The sequence below is a fragment of the Paraburkholderia denitrificans genome (assembly GCF_042655705.1).
Classification (GTDB): domain Bacteria; phylum Pseudomonadota; class Gammaproteobacteria; order Burkholderiales; family Burkholderiaceae; genus Paraburkholderia; species Paraburkholderia denitrificans.
Genome location: NZ_JBHSMP010000017.1, coordinates 180,444 through 202,433 on the forward strand (window position 1 = coordinate 180,444; position 21,990 = coordinate 202,433).

Annotated in this window: 19 protein-coding genes and 1 pseudogene; 14 read left to right on the plus strand and 6 right to left on the minus strand. The window is 58.8% G+C overall.

The annotated features are described in order from the left end of the window. The first annotated feature begins 56 nt into the window (after nucleotides 1-56). On the plus strand, nucleotides 57-830 hold the full coding sequence (locus ACFPTO_RS15410; RefSeq protein WP_377712407.1) for a lysophospholipid acyltransferase family protein: 774 nt from the start codon (nucleotides 57-59) through the stop codon (nucleotides 828-830). A gap of 36 nt (nucleotides 831-866) precedes the next feature. Here ACFPTO_RS15410 and ACFPTO_RS15415 read toward each other — a convergent pair whose 3' ends face one another. Beyond that, nucleotides 867-1,718, minus strand: a complete 852-nt coding sequence (locus ACFPTO_RS15415; RefSeq protein WP_377712409.1) for a symmetrical bis(5'-nucleosyl)-tetraphosphatase — start codon at nucleotides 1,716-1,718, stop codon at nucleotides 867-869. 392 nt (nucleotides 1,719-2,110) lie between these two features. On the opposite strand from ACFPTO_RS15415, the gene rfbB reads away from it, so the two are divergent. From rfbB to ACFPTO_RS15445, 6 genes and pseudogenes are all read left to right on the plus strand, one after another. Further along, complete coding sequence (rfbB, locus tag ACFPTO_RS15420; RefSeq protein ID WP_377712411.1) at nucleotides 2,111-3,172, plus strand: dTDP-glucose 4,6-dehydratase; 1,062 nt, start codon at nucleotides 2,111-2,113, stop codon at nucleotides 3,170-3,172. A gap of 10 nt (nucleotides 3,173-3,182) precedes the next feature. Beyond that, entirely contained in the window at nucleotides 3,183-4,076 is an 894-nt protein-coding gene (gene rfbA / locus ACFPTO_RS15425) for a glucose-1-phosphate thymidylyltransferase RfbA (RefSeq protein WP_377712413.1), read from the plus strand. Then, nucleotides 4,061-4,612: a dTDP-4-dehydrorhamnose 3,5-epimerase gene (gene rfbC / locus ACFPTO_RS15430; RefSeq protein WP_377712415.1), complete on the plus strand. Its 552-nt coding sequence runs from the start codon at nucleotides 4,061-4,063 to the stop codon at nucleotides 4,610-4,612. The genes rfbA and rfbC overlap by 16 nt, the downstream gene beginning before the upstream one ends. A gap of 9 nt (nucleotides 4,613-4,621) precedes the next feature. Beyond that, a complete protein-coding gene (gene rfbD / locus ACFPTO_RS15435) occupies nucleotides 4,622-5,521 on the plus strand; it encodes a dTDP-4-dehydrorhamnose reductase (RefSeq protein WP_377712417.1) in 900 nt (299 codons plus the stop codon). Continuing rightward, nucleotides 5,490-7,553 carry a glycosyltransferase gene (locus ACFPTO_RS15440; protein WP_377712419.1) on the plus strand — a complete coding sequence of 688 codons (2,064 nt, stop codon included), beginning with the start codon at nucleotides 5,490-5,492 and terminating at the stop codon, nucleotides 7,551-7,553. The genes rfbD and ACFPTO_RS15440 overlap by 32 nt, the downstream gene beginning before the upstream one ends. Nucleotides 7,554-7,601: 48 nt before the next feature. Continuing rightward, a pseudogene (locus tag ACFPTO_RS15445) lies at nucleotides 7,602-7,846 on the plus strand (integrase core domain-containing protein); the annotation flags it as partial. Nucleotides 7,847-7,910: 64 nt separating this feature from the next. Here ACFPTO_RS15445 and ACFPTO_RS15450 read toward each other — a convergent pair. The 5 genes from ACFPTO_RS15450 to ACFPTO_RS15470 form a co-directional block, all read right to left on the minus strand. Beyond that, complete coding sequence (locus ACFPTO_RS15450) at nucleotides 7,911-9,344, minus strand: ABC transporter ATP-binding protein (RefSeq protein ID WP_377712421.1); 1,434 nt, start codon at nucleotides 9,342-9,344, stop codon at nucleotides 7,911-7,913. Then, nucleotides 9,334-10,158 carry an ABC transporter permease gene (locus tag ACFPTO_RS15455; protein ID WP_377712423.1) on the minus strand — a complete coding sequence of 275 codons (825 nt, stop codon included), beginning with the start codon at nucleotides 10,156-10,158 and terminating at the stop codon, nucleotides 9,334-9,336. Before ACFPTO_RS15455 ends, ACFPTO_RS15450 begins: the two co-directional genes overlap by 11 nt. Nucleotides 10,159-10,226: 68 nt before the next feature. Then, nucleotides 10,227-11,675 (minus strand): class I SAM-dependent methyltransferase, encoded by a 1,449-nt coding sequence (locus tag ACFPTO_RS15460; RefSeq protein WP_377712425.1) that lies wholly within the window; start codon nucleotides 11,673-11,675, stop codon nucleotides 10,227-10,229. A 90-nt stretch (nucleotides 11,676-11,765) separates the two neighbouring features. Next, the gene (locus ACFPTO_RS15465) at nucleotides 11,766-12,830 is read right to left on the minus strand and encodes a glycosyltransferase family 2 protein (protein ID WP_377712427.1); all 1,065 of its coding nucleotides are present in this window, start codon (nucleotides 12,828-12,830) and stop codon (nucleotides 11,766-11,768) included. A gap of 4 nt (nucleotides 12,831-12,834) precedes the next feature. Next, nucleotides 12,835-13,707, minus strand: coding sequence for a glycosyltransferase family 2 protein (locus ACFPTO_RS15470; RefSeq protein ID WP_377712429.1), 873 nt, complete (start codon nucleotides 13,705-13,707; stop codon nucleotides 12,835-12,837). 505 nt (nucleotides 13,708-14,212) lie between these two features. Here ACFPTO_RS15470 and ACFPTO_RS15475 point away from each other — a divergent pair. The 7 genes from ACFPTO_RS15475 (at nucleotide 14,213) to ACFPTO_RS15505 (ending at nucleotide 21,900) form a co-directional block, all read left to right on the plus strand. Next, nucleotides 14,213-15,310, plus strand: a complete 1,098-nt coding sequence (locus ACFPTO_RS15475) for a hypothetical protein (protein WP_377712431.1) — start codon at nucleotides 14,213-14,215, stop codon at nucleotides 15,308-15,310. Beyond that, the gene (locus ACFPTO_RS15480; protein ID WP_377712433.1) at nucleotides 15,213-15,533 is read left to right on the plus strand and encodes a GtrA family protein; all 321 of its coding nucleotides are present in this window, start codon (nucleotides 15,213-15,215) and stop codon (nucleotides 15,531-15,533) included. Before ACFPTO_RS15475 ends, ACFPTO_RS15480 begins: the two co-directional genes overlap by 98 nt. A 74-nt stretch (nucleotides 15,534-15,607) precedes the next feature. Further along, the gene (locus ACFPTO_RS15485; RefSeq protein WP_377712435.1) at nucleotides 15,608-16,453 is read left to right on the plus strand and encodes a glycosyltransferase; all 846 of its coding nucleotides are present in this window, start codon (nucleotides 15,608-15,610) and stop codon (nucleotides 16,451-16,453) included. Beyond that, nucleotides 16,450-17,427 carry a UDP-glucose 4-epimerase family protein gene (locus tag ACFPTO_RS15490; RefSeq protein WP_377712437.1) on the plus strand — a complete coding sequence of 326 codons (978 nt, stop codon included), beginning with the start codon at nucleotides 16,450-16,452 and terminating at the stop codon, nucleotides 17,425-17,427. Before ACFPTO_RS15485 ends, ACFPTO_RS15490 begins: the two co-directional genes overlap by 4 nt. After that, nucleotides 17,420-18,451 (plus strand): MraY family glycosyltransferase, encoded by a 1,032-nt coding sequence (locus ACFPTO_RS15495; RefSeq protein WP_377712439.1) that lies wholly within the window; start codon nucleotides 17,420-17,422, stop codon nucleotides 18,449-18,451. The genes ACFPTO_RS15490 and ACFPTO_RS15495 overlap by 8 nt, the downstream gene beginning before the upstream one ends. A 5-nt stretch (nucleotides 18,452-18,456) precedes the next feature. Next, nucleotides 18,457-20,340, plus strand: a complete 1,884-nt coding sequence (locus tag ACFPTO_RS15500) for a polysaccharide biosynthesis protein (protein WP_377712441.1) — start codon at nucleotides 18,457-18,459, stop codon at nucleotides 20,338-20,340. A 480-nt stretch (nucleotides 20,341-20,820) separates the two neighbouring features. Then, a complete protein-coding gene (locus ACFPTO_RS15505; protein ID WP_377712443.1) occupies nucleotides 20,821-21,900 on the plus strand; it encodes an acyltransferase family protein in 1,080 nt (359 codons plus the stop codon). Nucleotides 21,901-21,990: the final 90 nt, after the last annotated feature.

Here is a 21,990-nt window from a genome sequence, read left to right on the forward strand (position 1 = left end):
TTGCGACACATCCCTCGACACGCACTTCAATCGATATCGTTTTCGCCTGATTCGCCATGAGTCTCTTCGTTCGCAAGGCCCGATTGCTCGTCCATCTGCTGCGCGGCGCGTTGACTGTCGCACTGCGCTTTCCGCGTGCGAGCGCCGACGAACGCCACGCCATGAACCGCGCGTGGTCGCTCAAGATGCTCGCGCTGTGCGGCATGAAGCTCGTCGTCCACAACGACGCGGCCCGCATCGACGCGGGCGCGCTCGTGGTGAGCAACCACATTTCGTGGATCGACATCTATGTCATCAACGCGTGGCGGCCGACGCCGTTCGTCTCGAAGGCCGAGATCCGCCGCTGGCCGCTGATCGGCTGGTTCGCGCAGAATCTCGATACCGTGTTCGTCGAACGCGAAAAGCGCAGCGACGCGCGGCGCATCATGCACGAACTGGCGGCCCGGCTCGAACGCGGCGAACTGATGTGCGTGTTCCCCGAAGGCACGACATCGGACGGGGGCGCGCTCAAGCCGTTTCATACGAACATGTTTCAGGCGGCGGTGTCGGCGGGCCGGCCGGTGCAGCCGCTGTGCATATTCTACGAGGATGCGCAGGGGCGGCAGTCGCTCGCGCCCGCGTATATCGACGACGTGTCGCTCAAGGCGTCGCTCGATGCGATCCTGAATGACGGGCCGCTGACCGCGCATGTCTACGTGGGTGAGCCGATTCCGCCGCAGGACGACCGGCGCAAGCTGGCGGCGCAGGCGGAGGCGGCGGTGGGGCTGGCGTTGGAGACGATGCGGGCGGAACCGTCGGCGCATCTGCATGGCGCGGCGCAGACGATTTGACGCCGGAAGGCGTGCGCCTGCGCGAATTCGGGTGATTTAGCCGTTCGCCGCGCGGCAACTCTCGCACGGGACCTGCGTGAGGATGCGCCCGCACGGATCGTCGACGAGATGGATTGCCGAAAGCTGCTCACCCCAAACGCAGCCGGAGTCGAGACCGATCACGTTTTTGCGCAAGGTGAGGCCAAGCGCGGCCCAATGGCCGAAGACTACCGTGATGTTTTCGGTTTTGCGCCCGGGCACGTCGAACCACGGCATGAAACCCGGCGGCGCGGAATCGATGCCGCCGCTGGACGAGAAATCCATTACGCCGTCGCGATCGCAAAAGCGCATGCGCGTGAGCGCACTGCACGTCACGCGCAGACGATCGATGCCTTTCAGATCCTTTGACCAGCGGTTCGGCTCGTTGCCGTAGAGGCCTGCGAGCGTCTCGCGCCAGCTGTCGCGGCGTAACGCTTTTTCAAGTTCGCGCGCGAGTTCCATCGTGAGGCCGACGTCCCACTGCGGCAATACGCCCGCATGCACCATCAGCATGCCGTTTTCGTAGTGCGCGATTGGGCGGTGGCGCACCCAGTGCAGCAAGTCTTCCGCGTCGGGCGCGTTCAGGATGTCGTCGATGGTGTCGCCCTTTTTCGACTTGCGAATGCCCGCCGATACCGACAGCAGATGCAGATCGTGATTGCCTAGCACGGCTACGCCACGCTCGCCGAGATCGATGACTTCGCGCAGCGTCTCAAGAGACGCGGGCCCGCGATTGATCAGGTCGCCCGCGAACCAGAGCGGCGTGTCGGGGGAGGGTGCGGCCTTGGCCAGCAGTTCGCGAAATGGCGAGAGGCAGCCCTGGAGGTCGCCGAAAGCGAGGGGGGGCGGAAGCGGATCGTGCTTGATCATTGAAGCGAAAACGGATGCGAATTAGGCTTAGCGCGGTGTGGCGGAGCGCCAGAGGATCTGGGTGACGGTATCACAGGAGAACGATGGGGGTGTGATGGACGTCGGCTGAATCGTTTGCGTAAGGCTATTTTGACATGATGTAGCTCCCGCCTGCTTTCAGGCAGGGTGGGGTCGGGCGGAAATTATCAAGCTGTTTCTGGATGTTAGGGCTATGGCGTTCGCTCGACCGCCCCGTATAATTGCCGTTAATAAATCAGAGTCAGAGTATGCGGTTTGGATTAACCTCGGCGTTGTCTCGCGAATAGTCCATTTTTCAGCATTCGTCTGTGCGTCTGGCGGCGGGGGGGAAGCGCTGGATGTGTCCGCGTATTCGCGCCAACAAAGGGAGTTCCATGATTCTCATAACGGGTGGTGCCGGTTTTATCGGCGCCAATTTTGTGCTTGATTGGTTGCGTCAATCCGACGAAGCCGTTTTGAACGTGGACAAGTTGACCTACGCGGGCAATCTGGGAACGTTGCAATCGCTGCGGGGCAATCCGAAGCACGTATTTGTGCGCCAGGACATTTGCGACGCTGCGGGGCTGGATGCGCTTTTTACGGAACACCGGCCGCGCGCCGTTCTGCATTTCGCGGCGGAAAGCCATGTCGATCGCTCAATTCATGGCCCGGCGGACTTTGTTCAGACCAATGTGGTTGGTACTTTTGCACTGCTAGAAGCCGCGCGCAAGTACTGGAATGGACTGCCCGAGGGCGAAAAGACCGCATTCCGTTTCCTCCACGTCTCGACGGACGAAGTTTTCGGTTCGCTTTCGGCGACGGACCCCCAATTCTCCGAAACGACTCCTTATGCGCCAAACAGTCCGTATTCGGCAACCAAAGCCGGTTCGGACCACCTCGTGCGCGCGTATCACCATACGTATGGGTTGCCGACGCTCACCACGAACTGTTCGAACAACTACGGTCCGTATCAGTTTCCAGAAAAGCTCATTCCGCTGATGATCGCCAACGCGCTTGCCGGCAAGCCGCTGCCCGTATACGGCGATGGTCAGAACGTGCGTGACTGGCTCTATGTGGGCGACCATTGCAGCGCGATTCGCGAAGTCCTCGTGCGCGGAGCGGTGGGCGAGACGTACAACGTGGGCGGCTGGAACGAAAAAAAGAACCTCGAAGTCGTGCATACGCTGTGCGACCTGCTCGACGAACTGCGCCCGAAGGCTGAGGGCTCGTACCGCGACCAGATCACGTACGTGAAGGACCGCCCCGGCCACGATCGCCGCTACGCGATCGACGCACGCAAGCTCGAGCGCGAGCTGGGTTGGAAGCCGGCGGAGACGTTCGAAACGGGCATGGCGAAGACCGTGCGCTGGTATCTCGACAACCAGGCGTGGGTCGACGAAGTGGCTTCCGGCGATTACCGAAAGTGGGTTGAGACCAACTACGCGCAGCGCGCGTAAAGGCACCGTCATGGCGCGCAAGGGCATTATTCTCGCTGGCGGGTCGGGAACCCGTCTATATCCTATAACCCACGTCGTATCGAAGCAGTTGTTGCCGGTCTACGACAAGCCGATGATCTACTATCCGCTGTCCACGCTGATGGTAGCGGGTATTCGTGAGGTCCTGATCATCTCCACGCCGCAAGACACGCCGCGCTTCGAGGCGATGCTCGGTGACGGCAGTCAGTGGGGCATGAGCATCCAGTATGCGGTGCAGCCGTCGCCCGATGGTTTGGCACAAGCGTTCATCATCGGCAAAGACTTCGTCGGCAACGATCAGTCCGCGCTGATTCTCGGCGATAACATCTTCTACGGCCATGATCTCGCGAAGCAACTGGAGCGGGCGAATGCCCGGGACTCCGGTGCCACAGTGTTCGCGTATCACGTGCATGATCCCGAGCGTTACGGTGTCGTGGAATTCGACAAGTCGTTCCGTGCGGTGTCGATCGAAGAGAAGCCGGCTACGCCGCGCTCGAACTATGCGGTCACGGGACTCTACTTCTACGATAACCAGGTGTGCGACATCGCCGCCGATATCAAGCCTTCCGCACGCGGCGAACTCGAGATCACTGATGTAAACTCGCGCTACCTGTCGCAGGGTGCGCTCAATGTCGAAATCATGGGCCGCGGCTATGCATGGCTCGATACCGGCACCCACGATTCGCTGATCGAGGCGGCAACGTTCATTGCCACGCTGCAAAAGCGGCAGGGACTCGTGGTAGCCTGCCCCGAAGAAATTGCATATCGCTATCGCTGGATCGACGCCGAGCAGTTGGACAAACTTGCACAGCCGCTGGCGAAGAACGGTTATGGGCAGTATTTGAAGAATCTTCTTACGGATCAAGTTGCATGGCCATCCAGGTAACGTCTACGGCTCTCCCCGAAGTCAAGATCATCGAACCTAAGGTGTTCGGTGACGCGCGCGGCTTTTTTTTCGAAAGCTTTAACGCGCGAGAGTTTGCCGAGCAGGTCGCGATGGGTGTTGAATTCGTACAGGACAATCATTCGCGCTCGACCAAAGGCGTGCTGCGCGGATTGCACTATCAGATTCAGCATGCACAGGGCAAGCTGGTCCGCGTGGTCGAGGGCGAGGTGTTCGACGTCGCGGTCGATGTCCGCAAGAGTTCGCCCAATTTCGGCAAGTGGGAGGGCGTAGTGCTGTCGGGTGACAATCACCGGCAGCTCTGGATTCCTCCGGGCTTCGCACACGGTTTCGTCGTGTTGTCCGAGGCGGCGCAGTTCCTTTACAAAACCACCGACTACTGGTTTCCCGAGCACGAGCGTAGCATCGTCTGGAACGATCCCGATATCGGCATTGAATGGCCGATCGCTATGGAACCCATACTCGCCGCAAGGGACGCGCAGGGAAAGCGGCTTGCTGACGCTGAATGCTATGAGTAAGGGAGTCGAATGGTGAAGCGTGCACGACCGACCATTCTGCTGACTGGCGTGAGTGGGCAGGTGGGATTCGAGTTGATGCGTACCTTGCAAGGACTGGGCAAGGTCGTGGCGGCGGATCGAAGTGTTCTCGATCTTGGGGATATGGATCAGATTCGCCGCGTGCTGCGAGACTTGAAGCCTGCATTGATTGTCAATCCGGCAGCTTACACGGCGGTCGACCAGGCGGAATCGGACGTCGCCACTGCCATGCGGCTCAATGCCGAAGCGCCCGCCTTGCTGGCCGAAGAGGCGAAGCGCCTCGGCGCTCGCATCGTCCACTACTCGACTGACTATGTTTTCGACGGAACCCAGTCGGCCCCTTACGTCGAGGATGACCCGGTCAATCCGCAAAACGTCTATGGCGCCAGCAAGCTTGCAGGCGAGCAGGCAGTGGCTCAGTGCGGGTGCGACTATTTGATTTTCCGGACTAGTTGGGTCTACGCCGCACGCAGCAAGAACTTCCTTCGCACGATGCTGCGCCTCGGCGCCGAGCGTGATGAGTTGAGCATAGTCGACGATCAGTTTGGCGCGCCCACTTGGGCCAACACCATCGCTGCACTCACGTCCAACGTGCTGGCGCAAGCAATGGTCGGGGCAGCGGAAGACTGGGATAGCTGGTGGAACGCACATTCCGGGATTTACCATTTGACTGCGTCCGGTGACACATCGTGGCACGGCTTTGCGTCTACGATCTTTGAGCTGTCTGGACTCGATCGAAAGCCTGTCCTCAAGCCGATTCCAAGTGCGGAGTACCCGACACCCGCAAAACGGCCGGCCAATTCCCGGTTATCGTGCGACAAATTGGAAAAGGTATTTGGCTTGCGCGCGCCGGACTGGCGTGACGCCCTTCAGCTTTGCATGGCTGGTTGACGCGACACGGCGCGTTCGTGCGTTGCAGCGGGCTTCGCCTTCGGCTGGCGTTCGCGGGGCCTTCCCCGGTTTCACCTTAGGGCATTTATGCCCGAGCGTCGCGGTCCACACGGCGTTTGCACTTGCGTTGGCGGCGGGCAGTGAATTGCGCCGTGTTCTGATTCGACGTTTTTACCCTATGATCAACTTGTCTGACCTGCCGACGATCGATCTGTCGATCGTGACCTTCAACTCGCAGCGCTGGCTTGATGGCTTTTGGCGCAGTCTAATGCAGCAAAGCTTTCCGCTGCACAAGATTTCTCTGTTGATCCGGGATAACGGTTCAGAAGACGGCACAGTTGCAGCAATTCGCGAGATGCTCGCGGAGCATCAACACCGTTTCGCGTCGGCCTCATTGGAATGTGGTCAAAACATAGGATTCGGCAGGGGACACAATGCCAATCTTGCCCGCGGCAGCGCGGTGTTCTGTCTCGTTTCGAACGTCGATCTCACGTTTGACGAACGCGCGATTGAAATAGCGGTGCGTACAGCTATGCTCGACGCCGAGAATGTCGCCGCGTGGGAGTTCAGGCAAAAGCCCTACGAACACCCGAAGAACTATGACGCGGTGACGCTGGTAGTCGGATGGGCATCCAGCGCGTGCATCCTTTTCCGGCGATCCGCGTTCGAGAAAATAGGCGGGTACGAGCCGCGGCTATTTCTTTACGGAGAGGACGTCGAAATTTCGTACCGTTTGCGCGATTTCGGCTTTATTTTGCGCTATTGCGTTAACGCCGTCTGTTGGCACTACTCCTACGAGACCGCCAACGAGATCAAGCCCGCACAGTTCTTCGGCAGTACGCTGGCCAACGTCCTGCTCAGGCTCCGTTACGGAACGATGCGCGAGATCTTCGCAGGCCTCGTGATGTACCTTGGCCTCCTGATGATTCCCGTGCCGGTGCCGGGACGGTTGAAAGGGTTGCTGGCCGGCTGGAGAAAATTGCTGCGGGATGGCCTGTATTTCTTGCGTACGCGCAAGAAGTCTGCAATCAGATTTTCATTTTCCGGCTGGGATTACGATCTCTCTCGTGAGGGGCAGTTCATCGAAGCCGGCCCGCTGCCGGCCGATTTACCACTGGTCAGCATTGTCGTACGCACTTATGCCGGCCGCCTTGGCAAGCTCAAAGAGGCGGTGCAATCAGTACAAAACCAGACCTACCCGAATGTCGAGCTTGTCGTGGTGGAGGATGGCTCGAACACTGCACAGGCATTCATTGATTCCGTTGCGAAGTCCGGTTTGATTGCGGCCGTCCAGTACCGGTCGTTACCGAAGGGCGGGCGTTGTCTTGCGGGCAACGCGGGTCTCGCCGCTGCGAAAGGCGTCTATGCGTGTTTTCTGGACGACGACGATTTGCTGTACGCGGACCATGTCGAACTCCTGGCGGGCCGACTGACGGAGCGACATGACCTTGCTGCCGTCTATTCGCTTGCTTTCGAGATCGAGACCGAGGTCATTAGTCACGATCCTTGGGAATACCAGGAGGTCAATCGCTTCGTCGCGTATCGTGAACGTTTTTCGCGACCAGCCATCTGGCATCACAACTTTATTCCAATCCAGGCAATCCTCTTTCGGCGTGAACTCTTTACGCGTTACGGCGGATTCAACGTCGAGCTCGAACGGCTTGAGGATTGGGATCTCTGGGTTCGATACTGTCAAAAGGACGACTACGAATTGATCGAGAAAGTCACGTCCGCGTACCGGGTACCTGCGCGACATGGTCACGCTACGACGCGCCAGCAGGAACTCGACGATTACTATCAAAAGGCGCTTAGAGCACGTGACAATCTGATCATCGAGACGACGCCCAATCAGGTTTACTCGTATGCCGCCGAGATCGCCAAAATGATGTACCCGGTGGCCGTGTCGCGAAGCCGCTTGCTCAGAATCGCCAGACGTATTCCTGGAATCTGGACGCTGCGTCGAGTGTATCTGGTGGTCAGAGGTACGGCGGCGCGGGTTAAACGGAAGGTGACTACGGGACGCGCGCGGTAGTCCACCCCGAAATTCGTTTTGCACCGCATCCTGCGTCAAGCCCCCTGCAAGATACCGATCGACTTCAGCCGACCAGGCAAGCCAACGAACAACCGCTGGAGACGTTCAACGGTTCACTTCGGGATGAATGTCCGAACCTGCACCGGTTTGAATCCCCGGCTGAGGCGAGATGCGAGATCGATGCTTGGCGCCGGGACTACAATGAGACCCGGCCTCACCAGGTACTCAATGATTTGACGCCGGGTGAATTCGCCCGGCACCACAGCCTTCGACCCGCGGTCGAAGACTCATAAAAGACCGAACACTAACGCCGCAGTGGGTCCAGAAAACCGGAGCGGTTCACGCGTGCGGATCGCTTCAGATTCGATCTGTCCAAATTTCCGCCGCGACTTCTTTCTGCGACGTCGTCGGCTTTAAGTCGATGTTGAGCATCGGTATGCCGACAAGGCCCGTCGATACGCTCGATGCCTCCGACTTGAAAATAAGCGCGTCGTGCATCCAGTGCAACTGCACATGATTTTCCTGCGTACCTTCGGCAACGGCGGCATTGACCGAATAGTCTCCACCGGGCAGCACGGGCATCAGGAAAGTAAAATAAGCGCTAATCGTGCTGCCTGCTTCGCACGCGACCGGGCTGTCACAAAAAGACAGGAATGTGTTGTCGCCAAACAGCGTCTGGCCTAGCTTATCCTTGATATGAAATCCGATAATCGGCGAGGCAAGCAGAATCTCGGAGTGGACGGAAATACACAACGTTACCAACTCTCCGCCGACTATCCACGAGAGTGGTGAGCCGCTCTCGTCGAAGAACTCGACTCCGGTAATATGCGCTCCGCCTTTGCCGAATGCCGCAGCATCGGGGTTGAATTTAAACAGGCGGATATCATTGCGCAAAGTTGTGTTATTGATGAACGCAAGACGCTGATCTTTCTCCGGTTTTCGGGCGGCAGCTGCGACGACATCGGCGCGCGACTTCATGCGCGTGGTTGTTCCTTTGCCCTGCTGCGCTTCGTAGAATGCCTCAAGGTAGAGATTGCAAACGTCCTTTGGCTCCCCTTCCTGTTGCATCTGACCGCGTTCAAGCCAGATTGCGCGCGTGCACAGATTGCGAATGGCGTTCGTGTCGTGACTGACGAACAGCACAGTGCCCGTCTTCATGAATTCGCGCAGAAAGCGCATACAGCGCTGCGTAAAGAATGCATCGCCGACCGCGAGCGCTTCATCCACGACGAGAATGTCCGCGTCTACGTGCGCAATGACCGCAAACGCAAGGCGAACGAACATCCCACTCGAGTAGGTCTTCACGGGCTGCTCGATGAAGTCACCGATATCCGCGAAGCCGATGATGTCGTCGAAGCGCTCGCGGATCTGTTCGCGCGTCAGCCCGTGCAGTTGGCCGTTTAGATAAATGTTTTCGCGGCCTGTGAACTCCGGGTTGAATCCCGACCCGAGTTCGAGCAGTGCGGCGATTCGTCCGTGCGTTTCGATTTCCCCGGTCGTCGCGCCGAGGGTGCCGCAGATCATCTGCAAAATTGTGCTCTTGCCGGAACCATTGCGCCCGATGACCCCCACAGTTTCACCGCGCCGTACCTCGAAGCTGACATCGCGCAGCGCCCAGAATGTGCGCGAGCACGATTGAGCTTTGCGAGCGAACTTGTCGCGCAATACGGGGAGTGGTGCGAGCCTGGCCGCCAGCCCATAGAGGCTTTGGAGAAGACGATCCTGGGGCCGATTGTAGGCCTGGAATCCCTTGGAAACGCCGCTTACGCGGATGGCGATCTCAGACGACATCAGCAAATCCTCCACGCGTCCGCTGAAACCAGGCGAAACCAAGCCAGGCACAGAGGATGCAAGCGATCGAGTAGACGATCCAATACTGCCAACTAATGGACTGGCCCCAAATGAGCACGTTGCGTCCCTGCTCGATCGGAAATGTCATCGGGTTCAAGTATACGAGGACCTGGAAGCGATGCGGCAACGACGTGATCGAATAAAACACCGGGCTGAGGAACATCATGGCCGTAATGACGATGCCGATTGTCTGCCCGATATCTCGCAGGAACACGCCGGTCGCTGCGAGAAACCATGAGACGCCGAGTATGAATAAACACAAGGGGGCGACGATGAGGGGGATGAGTAACGCGGTCCAGGGTACGGAGCCGCGGACGATCCACTCGGTGACCAGCAGAATAATCAGGCTGACGGTGCCGTGGAATAGCGCCGAGAACAAATTGACGCAAGGCAGGATTTCGAGCGGGAAGACAATCTTTTTGACGAAATTGCTATTGGTCAGAATAAGTGTCGGGGCTCGGCCGATGCATTCGGCAAATAGATTGAAGAGAATCATCCCGGAGAAGAGCACGACCGCGAATTCGGCCTTGGACGCTTGGGCTCCGCCGTTTTGCCAGCGAGATTTGAACACCTCGCTGAACACGAGCGTGTAGACCGTCAGCATCAGCAGAGGTGTGAGAAGCGACCAGAAGATGCCCAGCACCGAACCCTTGTATCGCCCGACTGCGTCGCGGCGTGCAAGATCGAATAGGAGGCGGCGATTCTTGATCATCGACCTCATGAGCGAGGCGGGCGATGCGCTATGACGTTGCATGTTGCTCTATATGAGGAGGGGCTGCGCGAACAGCCGGTTCGGTCGTCGCGCAGCAGGCCAGCTATGGATTAGGAGAATACCCGCTTGATCGCTGAGGCCGCCAGTCGGAGCGGGGCGCTTACTCGCGATGCAAATGAACTGCGCATGGCCGACGCCTCATTGTGAGCGGCACGCAGCGAGCGCTTGTTCTGAGTCAATTCATTTTCGATGAGCCGTCGGGTGGCCGAAAGCTCTTCGCTCAACAGTGCTATGCGGTAGTCCATCGTGCGCATGACCATCGCGCTGTCGGACTCCACAGTAGCCGTCAGCGTTACGACAAACTTCCAGGTTGGACCGATGCGCTGAGTGAGGTCGTCGGGCAATTCAATTTCGAAGCCGGGATCGTCGCCCAAAGTGGCGATCGCGAGTTGTCCGGCTTCCCTGCGAATCAGGACTTCGCGGCGCGTGGCCAGGTCTGCTTCGTTTCCCGACCATCGCCATTGCTCGACATCCGCACCGTCGATCAGCTTCAGCGAACTCAAGTGAATCACTGCAGGGCGATCAGCGAGATCGTAGCGAAGACGCTCGACAGGACCCCGCAACTCAGTCAGCGCGAGTTCAATATCCTGCTGGACGCCATTTGCACGAATTACCTTGGACGTCGAATCTGCTTCGCTGTATTGTCCGTCCACGGGGCGCCAATATAACTTGGTCTCGAATTGCGCGATCATGTCGTCGAGCACGTCATTGGATTCGAGAATCGACGTATCCAGGGATGGCAGTGCCTCGTCGGATGCGACGGCGATAAAGTAGAGCGGTTTGCGCAGTGCTTGCGTCGCGGCGCCGCTATTCGTGATCTGCGTGACAGCCGGGAAGTGACCGAAGTGGCTGGCTTGTCCGTCGATCGGCGCGATCACCGAACCGCTCAAGATGCGTTGTCCCCACAGGGCATGATGTGCGAAGGTGCTGGCGAGCAGGGCTCGGAACTCGTCCAGATACAGTTCCTTGACGTGGAACGGATTCGATGTGCCTGGTACGTCTGAGTATTCGTACTTGTTGGGGCTGGACATCACGAGCACGCCGCCGGGCTTCAGGACCCGCTTGATTTCTGCCATCATTTCCGCGTGCTGATCATGATGCTCGATCGTCTCGAAGCTCACGACGAGGTCAATCGAATGTGTGTCGACGGGAATTGCGGCGGCATTGCCGGTGCGGTACTCCAGATTGGATGCTTGATACGTGCGGCGCGCGTGTAGTACCGCTGACTCGGAGATATCGACTCCGATCGCGTGCGCGGCGTGTCGTGCGAGGTTTGCCGTTCCATAGCCTTCGCCGGAGGCAATATCCAGGACGCGAAGTCCTGATGCGAGCGGCGCCACGAGCATGTACCGATGGTAGTGCTCGAGCATGATCGATTGATACATACCCGGAATGAAGCGCTCCCCATCTAAAGCGAGCGCTTCGACGTTGTCATAAGTGTCGACTGGTTTGGTCGAGTCGGGAGCGTGTTGGTCGACGTTTTCTTGTGTAGTATTCACTGCAATAATCCTTCTCTATGCCTTCCGTCTGGAACGATTGCTCGCGCAAGGCGTGCGCGAAAGCGAGTTGACGCGGTAACGGTGATCTGGTTACCGTGCCCGCCGCACGCGGCTGACGGCTCGCTTGAGGAGACGAAGCGGGGCTGTGAGCTCCCATGAAAACGATGAATGAATCGCGAGCAGTGCAATCAGAGCATCCTCTTCGGTAGACGGCAGGTTCATCGTCTCCCTGGGTAATCCGGCGAACCGCCGCTTGAGATTGCGCAGCGGTCGTGTCAGACGCCACGACGTCGACTGATAGTAGTCGCGCAGCGTGTCGCGGAAGCTGGTGCTCAAATGGGGCTTGCCGGCAATTGCCGTGGCTGGGAGGTCAAGTACCTCGCGCAGCCACCAGCCGACGAGCGCGTATTTTTTTTCTTGCAGGCTGGTACGGGCGGCATTCCAGAGTTGCTGCTTCTGGAGCATATCCTGGACTTGTGCGGTCCCATCCATCACCGAATTCGAGCCGTCGTCGCGAATGCAGTATTCGCAGCCCACGTGGGGCACGTACACGGGCTCATGCGACGCTGCCAGACGAAGCAGGAAATCATAATCTTCAAGCCGGCACAGTGATTCGTCTACGCTCGGCAAGTCCGTTGCGCGCTTGCGGTCGATCAGGAACGAGTGGATCGGAATGAAGTTGTCTTGCAGATGGAACAGGAATGAATAGCCGCTGCGGTGAAACGGCATCGTTCGGGAAACGAGTTGGCCGTGCGCATTGTATCCAGCGCGCACGACGTCCGAGTAAGCCCACGCGAACTGGCTTTCTCGAAGTGCGGAGATGAGAACCTCGTAATGAGCAGGGTAGACTTTGTCGTCGTCGTCAAGGAACGCCGCGTAGCGTCCGTGCGACTGCTGGAGCCCCAGGTTCAGACTGTGTGCACGCGCATCCGTTTGCGATTCGTTTAACACGATCTGCAGATTGGAGAATGCATGCTGCCAGCGCTTCGACACGTTCTGAATCTGCGCGAGTTCACTCGAGTCGCCGAAGTATTGAACGACTACGGTGACCTCAATCTGTTCGTGAGTCTGACCGCTCAATACGAACAAACACCTGTCGAGGAAGGCCTCGCGCCCGGGCATCGTTCGAACGATGACGGAAACTAACGAATTCATCAATTTACGACCAAATCGGAGTGGCAAAAACGAGATTGTGCTCGAAGTCGGGGCGCGCTCTGAAGACCGCTTCCATAGGCATTTCCGTAACGTGGCCTCGCAACTCGTTCAGAGCTGGCGCGTTGGCATCCAGCATGTCGGTCAGATTCTTGAGCGCGACTTGCTTGAATTGCCCCGCTCGCCACTTGCGAGCAAGCAAATACGCCGATTTCCACATTTCGGGCGAACGCCCCGAGCGCTCCACTGCGTAGTGGAAGAAGAGCGCGCCGGCTACCGTGTAGCAGTGCATTCCGAGCGCCTTTACGCGCCACGACAAATCGACGTCCTCGCAATAGAGGAAGAAGCTATCGTCAAAGCCATCGATCGCCTCGTAGACGGACTTCGGAATCAGAACACAAGCCCCCGAGCACCATGCAGTCAAGCCGGACTGCGGATCGAAATGCTTCGGGTGCATGATTGGCTCTTGAAGCGCCTCGAAGATGCCGTTCCACGAATGCATCTCGGCGAAGCTCATTAGGCTCTTAACGCAGGACGGATGCAACGTGCCGTCCGGGTTCAGGCACAAATACGCATCTGACCCGCTGCTCATTTCGCGAAACAGGGCGTTATGCCCTGCGCCAAACCCGCGGTTCTCGCCGGTCCACGTGCGCACCTCGAATCGAGGTTGATGGGTATCGGTCCAGGCGTGTACGTGAGGAAGGCAGTTGCCGCTTTGGTCGCGAAACAGGACTTCTGCAATCTGCTCCGGCCCGTCCTGACGCGCGATGGCATCCAGGCAGCGATGGATTTCTGCCGGGCTGTTTTCGTACAACACCACGCCAATCGCTACGCGTTTGGGCTCCGAACTCGTTCGAGGATCGAGAGAATTGACGTCCATGTTCTCTGAATAGATAGTGTGGGCGCGAATGTAAGCGGTTTAACGTGCCGGGAATTAAAGGGGTCCGAGCCGGGTTAAGCCTCGACGGCGACGGCGCCGAAAGTCGACCGGGCCAATTCGGGTCGCGTCCGAGAACGGCGCGCGATGATTCCTGCGAATTCTTCTTGTCTTCGTCGCACTCGACTGTCGCGCAATTATACAGAACCCGCGTGCGGCAAACGGAGAACCGACTGGTGCCGATACTCGTGCTTGACACGGGTTGCCGGAACCGCCGCGACGGCCTCCGGAGTCTGCAGGAGCATTTGTTACAAGCTTTGTGCTTCCTGCTTACGGATTTGACAGGTGGTGCGGGCTTCAGAAATTATCCTGCTGTCCATTACCAGCAGTTACAATGGAAAGCTTGAGCCCGTCAACCTGCTGTAGGCGGATTATGATTCCGGGAAGGGGATTCCCGTAACCGCGATTCAGTGTATCAAATCGGTTGCAAGTACGTAGAGGGTTTTGCGTGACGACGTCACACATAAAAGTAAAAACTATTTATATAGATCTGTTGTTTGTCGCGGCAACGGTGGGGTTTTTTCATTTCGTTTTGCACGGCTGGACGGTTGCCTCTTCGGCGCAGCAAATGGCGAGCTATTTCCCGTGGCGGACCCCCCTTGACAATGCCATTCGGACAGGGTTTCCCCAGTCCGATTTCGCAGACAGTTTCTGGCCGCATTGGAATTTTCTCGCGACACAACTCAAGCTTCACCATTTACCTCTATGGTACCCGTTCGATTTCGGCGCGACGCGCGCACCCGAAACCGGACTGTTCGGATTCTACTATCCCATTCGTCTTGTGATTTCCAGTGTTCTGGGGACAATGAGTGCGCACACGGCCATGATTATGCTGCATGAATTCCTTTCCCTGGCGTTCATGTACAGATTTTTGAAATGGCTCAAATGTTCTACGTGTGCAGCCATAATGGGCGCGCTGATCTGGGCGTTCAATGGGCACAATATCTACTACATGTCGCTGGAATTTCCGCTTGTTTTGTCCGCATGGCTGCCGCTTGCGCTTTGGGCTGCCAGGCGCGCGGCCGAATCGGGGCAGTTGCGGTGGGCGGTAGTGTCGGGAGTCGCGACGGGGTTAACGTTCTTTTGTGGTTACGCGAACTACATCTATGCCTTTGGCCTGGTCTCGGCATGCTGGTGGATCTATGTGCTCGCGACGACGCGAACGAATCAGGTGTCTGTAAAGTCGTCGGTGACGATTTTGGCAGGCGCCGCCATTTCCGCGCTGTGCGTGGGCGCCGCATATTGGCTGCCATTTGTCGACGTGTTTCGCACATCGATCCGGGCGCCAGCGTCGATGGCCAGTCAACTGGGCGAGGCAATCACGCTGATGCAGTTCCTGCGAGGAATGGTGGCCAATGCGCAGCACGGCCGCGAGGGCAATGCCGCGAGTCCTGCGATTTCTCGTAGGGGGCGGGATCAACACAATCGTGACGTATATCGTCTACCTGATGCTGATACGCTTCATGAACTACAACCTCGCGTATGCAATCTGCTACGTCATCGGCATTGTGGTGTCGTATTGGTTCAATCTGAAATTTGTGTTTAAAGAATCGGGGTCGGTGTTGAAATTCGCGCTTTACCCGCTCGTCTATCTCATCCACTATGTGGTAGGGGCGGCGGTTCTGAACGTTTTCGTCAGCACTTTGGGGGGCGCAAAGGAATATGGGCCCGTGGTTGTGGTGATCGTCACGCTGCCAGTCACGTATATTCTCTCCCGGGTCGTTCTAACGCGAAACGGCAGCACAGAAGACGCGCGGCAACGCAGTTGACTACCGCAATTCAGCTCTTTTTAGCGTTCAATCATCGAGACAGTCACCGAGACGACGTCTAACTCTTCTTCCCTATGAGTGCTACAAGCGTGCCGTGCAGCGTGGGCCACGGCTTGTCCGTGTCAATCGTCGTATACAAGCCAGATCCGGCGCTGCTCGCGCAGACGTTGGCGAGCCTGGCGGCCGCATGCGCATTGGCTCGCGCCAAATATCCCGAATTCGCGGTGAATCTGTGTCTGATCGACAACGGCGGACTGCCGGACATGGCTGCTGAACTAGCTGCGCTGAGCGCGCACGGCGTCGTCCACACGATCATCAGTGGTCACGGAAACGTCGGCTACGGCCGCGGTCACAATCTTGCGATTCAGCAGGCTGCGAGCCGCTATCATCTCGTGCTGAATCCCGACATTGACATGGAAGAACACGCACTCGTCGTGGCGCTGGACTTCTTTGCCGACCATCCAGAAGTCGGCCTGCTGAGCCCGTGCATCGATGATGGCGAAGGGCAGATTCAGTACTTGTGCCGTCGCTACCCTACGGTGTTCGACCTGTTCGTGCGCGGCTTCCTTCCCTCTTCCGTGCGCACGCTTTTCGCGCGCCGACTCGCGCGCTACGAGATGCGCGACCTGATTAACGAGCACGACATCCTCTGGGATCCGCCGATCGTCAGTGGCTGTTTCATGTTGTTTCGCACGGAGGTGCTGAAAAAGCTCGCAGGTTTCGACGACCGCTATTTCCTGTACTTCGAAGATTACGACCTGAGCCTGCGCACACATGGTGCGGCACGCATTGCGTACGCTCCGTCGGTAAGGGTGATGCATCACGGTGGAGGCGCAGCGCGAAAGGGCTACCAGCATATTCGGATGTTCTCCGCGTCGGCCTTCAAGTTCTTCAACCGCTTCGGCTGGAAGTGGGTATGAACCGGGTCCTCGTTTCTGGCGCCAACGGCTTCGTGGGGCGGGCGCTTTGCCACGCGCTGATGGGGCAGGGGCATGCGGTGACAGGCCTCGTCAGACACGCGGGCGGGTGCGCCGAGGGCGTACGCGAATGGGTTCAACCGAGCCCGGACTTCATCGGCCTCGACGGAGCGTGGCCTGATTCGCTGCAAGTCGACACCGTTGTCCACCTGGCAGGACGCGTCCATGTGATGCAGGATCGCGCGGCCGATCCTCTGTCGGCGTTCCGGGCCACGAACGTCGATGGCGCCTTGCGCGTGGCGCAGGCCGCGCATAGAAGCGGCGCGGTGCGGTTTGTTTTCGTAAGCAGCATCAAGGCCTTGGGCGAAGCCGATCCGGGAAGGGCTTTGCGCGAGGACGATCCGCCTCGGCCGCAGGATCCGTATGGCCGCTCGAAGCTCGAAGCCGAGCAGGCCCTCGTTCGTTTCGGCGAAACGTCCGGCCTCGACGTCGTGATCGTCCGCCCGCCGCTCGTTTATGGTCCGGGGGTGCGTGCAAACTTTTTGCAGTTGATGAACGCGATCGCCAAGGGCTGGCCCTTGCCGCTCGGGGCGATTCCGGCGAGGCGCAGCCTCGTTTATGTCGGCAATCTGGCGGACGCGCTGCTGCGCTGCGCGACCGACCCGCGCGCCGCGCACGGGCGCTTTCATGTCGCCGACGGCGATGACCCTTCCGTGACTGAACTCGCACGAGCACTTGGCAGGCATCTGCAGAAGCCCGCACGCCTTGTTCCGATGCCGACGGGCCTGCTGCGTGCAGCCGGGCGCCTCACGGGGCGCTCGCCGCAAGTGGAACGGCTCGTTGGCGATCTCCGTGTCGATATCTCGCTCATTCGCACCGTGCTCGGGTGGCAGCCGCCGTATTCTGTCGACGATGGTCTGGCCGCGACCGCGAGCTGGTACCGTTCGACGCATTTAGACAACTTCACTGATGCCTGACTACGACAACTGGCTTCATTCCTGGCCCGGCGTTCTGCTTCTTGCCGTAGCGTCCGCCCTCGCGTGCGCAGCGATTCTCGGCGCGTTGCTGAAAACGGGGTTGGCCTGGCGGCTCGCTACCGACATCCCGAACGATCGCTCGCTCCATGTACGCCCGACGCCGCGCGTGGGCGGGTGGGGGATCGTCCCCGTTTGCCTCGTGGCAATCGTGTTAGCAGTGCCGTCGCTGTGGCTAGTGGCGGCCTGCGCGTTTTTCCTGGCTGCGGTGTCCCAACTCGACGACCGGCGAGGTCTGCCGGCGCGCGTGCGCTTTGCCGCCCATTTTGTGGCGGTAGTCGTACTGATAGTCGCCTATCCCGCAACCGCGCCCTGGTGGGTGCTCGCCTGCATTGCGTTTTTGATGCTGTGGCTCGTCAATCTTTACAACTTTATGGACGGTTCCGACGGTTTGGCGGGCGGCATGGCGTTGTTCGGATTTGGCGGTTATGCGCTAGCCTCGTTGATGAGCGTGCATCCTGCGCCTGAGTTGGCGCTGGCCTGCGCGGCCGTGGTCGGCGCCGCGGCGGGTTTCCTGTACTTCAATTTCCATCCGGCTCGAATTTTTCTCGGCGATGCCGGTTCAATTCCGCTGGGCTTTCTTGCCGGGGCCTTCGGCTATTGGGGCTGGCGCAGCGGCACATGGCCCGACTGGTTCCCCGCGATGGCATTTGCGCCCTTTATCGGTGACGCGTCGGTCACGCTCGCACGCCGCCTCGCCCGCGGCGAAAAAGTTTGGCAGGCCCATCGGGAGCACTACTATCAACGAATGGTCCGCTCCGGCATGGGCCATGCGCGGACCGCGCTCTGTTGGTACGCAGTCATGTTCACCGGCGTCATACTTGCTCTCTCTGCTCTCGGCCGCACCGCGGCGATTCAGTGGAGCTTCATTGCCGTATGGGTTGTGGTGCTCGTGTTGATCGGCGCCGCAATTGACTCCCGCTGGCGCCGTTTTCAAGCAACAGTTTCCGAACAACCAAAGGTTTGACGCCGATGCTTCGACACAAGTCTTCATGGCTGTCGTTCAGCGCCTTTCTGTTTGACCTGTGTGCCGTGATTGGCGCATGGCTCTCCGCTTACCTGATCCGCTTCAACGGCCCCATTCCGCATGCCTTCTGGTTGGGCGGGTTGCGCGCGCTGGTGTGGGTCATTCCGGTCTATGGCCTGATGTTCCGCATCTACGGTCTGTATCGCGGCATGTGGGTCTTCGCGAGCCTGCCCGATCTGATGCGGATATCGAAGGCCACCGTCTCCGGTGCGCTCATCGTGATGGTGGCTTCGGTCATGCTGCAGCCGTCGCCGATCGTTCCGCGTTCAGTGCTGATCCTGTCGCCGCTCCTCCTGTTTCTCACCATGGGCGGTGCGCGTGCGCTCTATCGGGCGACCAAAGAGTTTTACCTGTACGGCGGCCTCGTTGCACAAGGTAAGCCTGTCATCGTCGTGGGGGCGGGCGGGGCCGGCGCAAGCCTTGCGCGTGAGCTGTCGCGCTCGGCGGACTGGCGTCTCCTAGGCCTGCTCGATGACGATCCGTCCAAGAAGGGCCGCGAAATATACGGCTACAAGGTGTTGGGGCCGATCGGCGACATCGAGCACTGGGCCAGCACGCTGCGCTGCGAGTACGCCATCATTGCCATTCCATCGGCGTCGGCCGAGGTGCAGCGGCAGGTTGCCTCGCAATGCCTGCGCGCGGGTGTGAAGGCGCTGATGTTGCCGGCGTTGACGGAGCATGCCGCCGGCCAGGGCTTCCTTTCGCAGGTGCGCAATATCGATCTTGAGGATCTGCTCGGCCGTGACGCGGTCAATATCGATACGCCGCACGTCGAGGCACTGCTGGGCGGCCGCGTAGTCATGGTGACGGGGGCGGGCGGGTCGATCGGTTCGGAGCTTTGCCGTCAGATTCTGCGTTTCGCGCCGGCGCAGCTCGTCGCGCTCGATCTGTCCGAGTATGCGATGTACACGTTGACCGAGGAACTTCGCGAGCACGCCCCCGATCTGCCGGTCGTGCCCATCATTGGCGACGCGAAAGACGCACTGTTGCTTGATCAGGTGATGGCGCGCTATACGCCGTACATTGTGTTCCATGCGGCTGCATACAAGCACGTCCCGCTAATGGAAGAGGTCAACGCATGGCAGGCAATCCGCAATAACGTGCTGGGCACGTATCGCGTTGCGCGTGCGGTGATCAAGCATCATGTCCGGCATTTCGTACTTGTTTCGACTGACAAGGCCGTCAACCCGACGAACGTGATGGGCGCGAGCAAGCGCCTCGCGGAAATGACCTGCCAGGCACTGCAGCAGACGAGCGAACATACCCAGTTCGAGACCGTGCGCTTCGGCAACGTGTTGGGTAGTGCGGGAAGCGTGATTCCGAAGTTCCAGCAGCAGATTGCGAAGGGCGGGCCGGTGACGGTCACGCACCCGGAGATCACGCGTTTCTTCATGACGATTCCAGAAGCTTCGCAGCTCGTGCTGCAAGCCTCCAGCATGGGGCATGGCGGCGAGATCTTCATTCTGGACATGGGCAGGCCGGTCAAGATCGTCGACCTCGCACGCGACCTGATCCGCCTTTACGGCTTCACCGAGGAGCATATCCACATCGCTTTCACGGGGCTACGCCCCGGCGAGAAGCTCTATGAAGAACTCCTCGCCGATGACGAAACCACGACGCGTACTCCGCATCCCAAGCTGCGTACGGCAAAGGCGCGAGCGGTGTCGGAGCATTTGCTCGACGAATTGCTGCCCTGGCTGATGCAGCACCGCGTGCCAAGTGACGATGAAGTGCGTCGTGATCTGCGCCGCTGGGTGCCCGAGTATCAGCCGTCGAGTGCTCCGAAGCTGCAGAGCGTAGGTGAAGCGCCGGCACGCGCGGCCGGCTGAAGTCGAATGCGAGGACGCGCGGTCCTCGCTTGCTGACGCGCGGCGCGTGGTGCCGCTCGTTCTTGTTCATATCCACTCGGATTATTCCTGCCAACAGCAGTGATCGACACACATACGCTCGGTCACAACCTGCGTCTTTCACCCAATCGAAAGTGCCCGGCGATGTCACCTTGAATGATCGGAGTAACGGTGGCAAGTCTCGGCATCCACGTTACGGACGGCATTGGAATATCCCAGCCGAGCCCCTATTAGCGATCACCAGCCACCCACCAGGCCCGGTGACAACACCCCCCGGATCATGACTGCGACTGGGGGCGAGAATCATGCCGGGCCTGGCTGGCCAAAGCCTCGATTATCGAGGCGGGAAGATATAAACGGGGGGGCGGGATCTCACGCCGTGGTGGGACTCGGCAGATAGGGGCAATCATGCTAATCTCGCGAGATTCTAATTTTAACCTTTCTGTATGAAAGGTTTATAACATGAAACATCCATCTAATAATTTCGACTTCCTTCGACTGCTTGCGGCGTCGCTTGTCATCGTCGGTCATGCGTTCGCGCTTAACGGGGCGACGGCTCCGACGATCCTCAGCATCCCGGTGCATGGCTACGGCGTCGCGATTTTCTTCTCAATCAGCGGATATCTAGTGGCATCGAGTTGGCTGAGCGATCCAAACGCGGCGCGATTCTTCGCGAAACGCGCGCTTCGAATTTTCCCGGCGCTCATCATGATTGTCCTGGTTACCGTCTTCATGTTCGGGCCAGCCGTGACAACGTTAAGCCGCTCGGACTATTTCGCGAACCCAGCGACTTACGGTTACCTGCGGAATATGCGGTTGTTTATTGTCTATTATCTTCCTGGCGTATTTGAGCACAGCCCCATTCCCAATGCAGTGAATGGATCGCTCTGGAGCCTGCCAGCTGAATTCCTGATGTATATCGTGACGCCTATTGTCGCAGTTGTTGCGATGGGCCGGAAGGCGATTGCGTTTGGTGCGCTTTCCGCTGCATTTGCCTGCGTGGCGGCCTATCTGCAGTCCGGGTACAAAGGCCCGATGGTGGTCATCTACGCAACCGACGTGCGAGCAGCCCTGGAAATGGGGGCATACTTTCTTGCTGGCGGCATGTTTTCTGTGCTCAAGAGACGCATTCAATTCTCGGCGAAGTACGCAGCGGCCGCCCTGCTCGTATATTTCATCTCGGCCAGACTCTGCACAACACCACATGAGTTTTATATTGTCTCAGTGGTATCGGCGTTCGTGTTCCCCTATCTTTACATCACGGCTGGACAGAAGGCGACTCCGATCCTCTCGTCGGCTGGCAAGTACGGTGACATCTCCTACGGTCTTTACCTCTACGCCTTCCCGATCCAGCAGCTATTGCAATCGAAGTTCTCGTCGATGCCGGTGATCGGTCAGATCGTCTTGGCATTCGTGTTCACGATTCCGTGCGCGGCGCTATCGTGGTACCTTGTCGAGAAGAAGGCGGCGATGTTCAAACCGGAACGCCGTCGGAGCCAAGATAGATCGATCGCCATATCAGCGGTAAAGAAAACAGAATGACTCAGAAATCATGGATGGCTGTCATACCTTGGCTATCCCATCAATGAGGAATCGGAATCGTCCAGTTCCCCTACCCAGGACGGGGGTGCG

What these genes read in the sequence shown, in the direction of transcription:
- ACFPTO_RS15415 (WP_377712409.1), bottom strand. Translation starts at nt 1,718, where the DNA reads ATGATCAAGCACGATCCGCTTCCGCCCCCCCTCGCTTTCGGCGACCTC.
- ACFPTO_RS15470 (WP_377712429.1), bottom strand. Translation starts at nt 13,707, where the DNA reads ATGGACGTCAATTCTCTCGATCCTCGAACGAGTTCGGAGCCCAAACGC.
- rfbB (WP_377712411.1), top strand. Translation starts at nt 2,111, where the DNA reads ATGATTCTCATAACGGGTGGTGCCGGTTTTATCGGCGCCAATTTTGTG.
- ACFPTO_RS15455 (WP_377712423.1), bottom strand. Translation starts at nt 10,158, where the DNA reads ATGCAACGTCATAGCGCATCGCCCGCCTCGCTCATGAGGTCGATGATC.
- ACFPTO_RS15490 (WP_377712437.1), top strand. Translation starts at nt 16,450, where the DNA reads ATGAACCGGGTCCTCGTTTCTGGCGCCAACGGCTTCGTGGGGCGGGCG.
- ACFPTO_RS15505 (WP_377712443.1), top strand. Translation starts at nt 20,821, where the DNA reads ATGAAACATCCATCTAATAATTTCGACTTCCTTCGACTGCTTGCGGCG.
- ACFPTO_RS15465 (WP_377712427.1), bottom strand. Translation starts at nt 12,830, where the DNA reads ATGAATTCGTTAGTTTCCGTCATCGTTCGAACGATGCCCGGGCGCGAG.
- rfbA (WP_377712413.1), top strand. Translation starts at nt 3,183, where the DNA reads ATGGCGCGCAAGGGCATTATTCTCGCTGGCGGGTCGGGAACCCGTCTA.
- ACFPTO_RS15450 (WP_377712421.1), bottom strand. Translation starts at nt 9,344, where the DNA reads ATGTCGTCTGAGATCGCCATCCGCGTAAGCGGCGTTTCCAAGGGATTC.
- rfbD (WP_377712417.1), top strand. Translation starts at nt 4,622, where the DNA reads ATGGTGAAGCGTGCACGACCGACCATTCTGCTGACTGGCGTGAGTGGG.
- ACFPTO_RS15480 (WP_377712433.1), top strand. Translation starts at nt 15,213, where the DNA reads ATGCTGATACGCTTCATGAACTACAACCTCGCGTATGCAATCTGCTAC.
- ACFPTO_RS15410 (WP_377712407.1), top strand. Translation starts at nt 57, where the DNA reads ATGAGTCTCTTCGTTCGCAAGGCCCGATTGCTCGTCCATCTGCTGCGC.
- ACFPTO_RS15495 (WP_377712439.1), top strand. Translation starts at nt 17,420, where the DNA reads ATGCCTGACTACGACAACTGGCTTCATTCCTGGCCCGGCGTTCTGCTT.
- ACFPTO_RS15485 (WP_377712435.1), top strand. Translation starts at nt 15,608, where the DNA reads ATGAGTGCTACAAGCGTGCCGTGCAGCGTGGGCCACGGCTTGTCCGTG.
- rfbC (WP_377712415.1), top strand. Translation starts at nt 4,061, where the DNA reads ATGGCCATCCAGGTAACGTCTACGGCTCTCCCCGAAGTCAAGATCATC.
- ACFPTO_RS15500 (WP_377712441.1), top strand. Translation starts at nt 18,457, where the DNA reads ATGCTTCGACACAAGTCTTCATGGCTGTCGTTCAGCGCCTTTCTGTTT.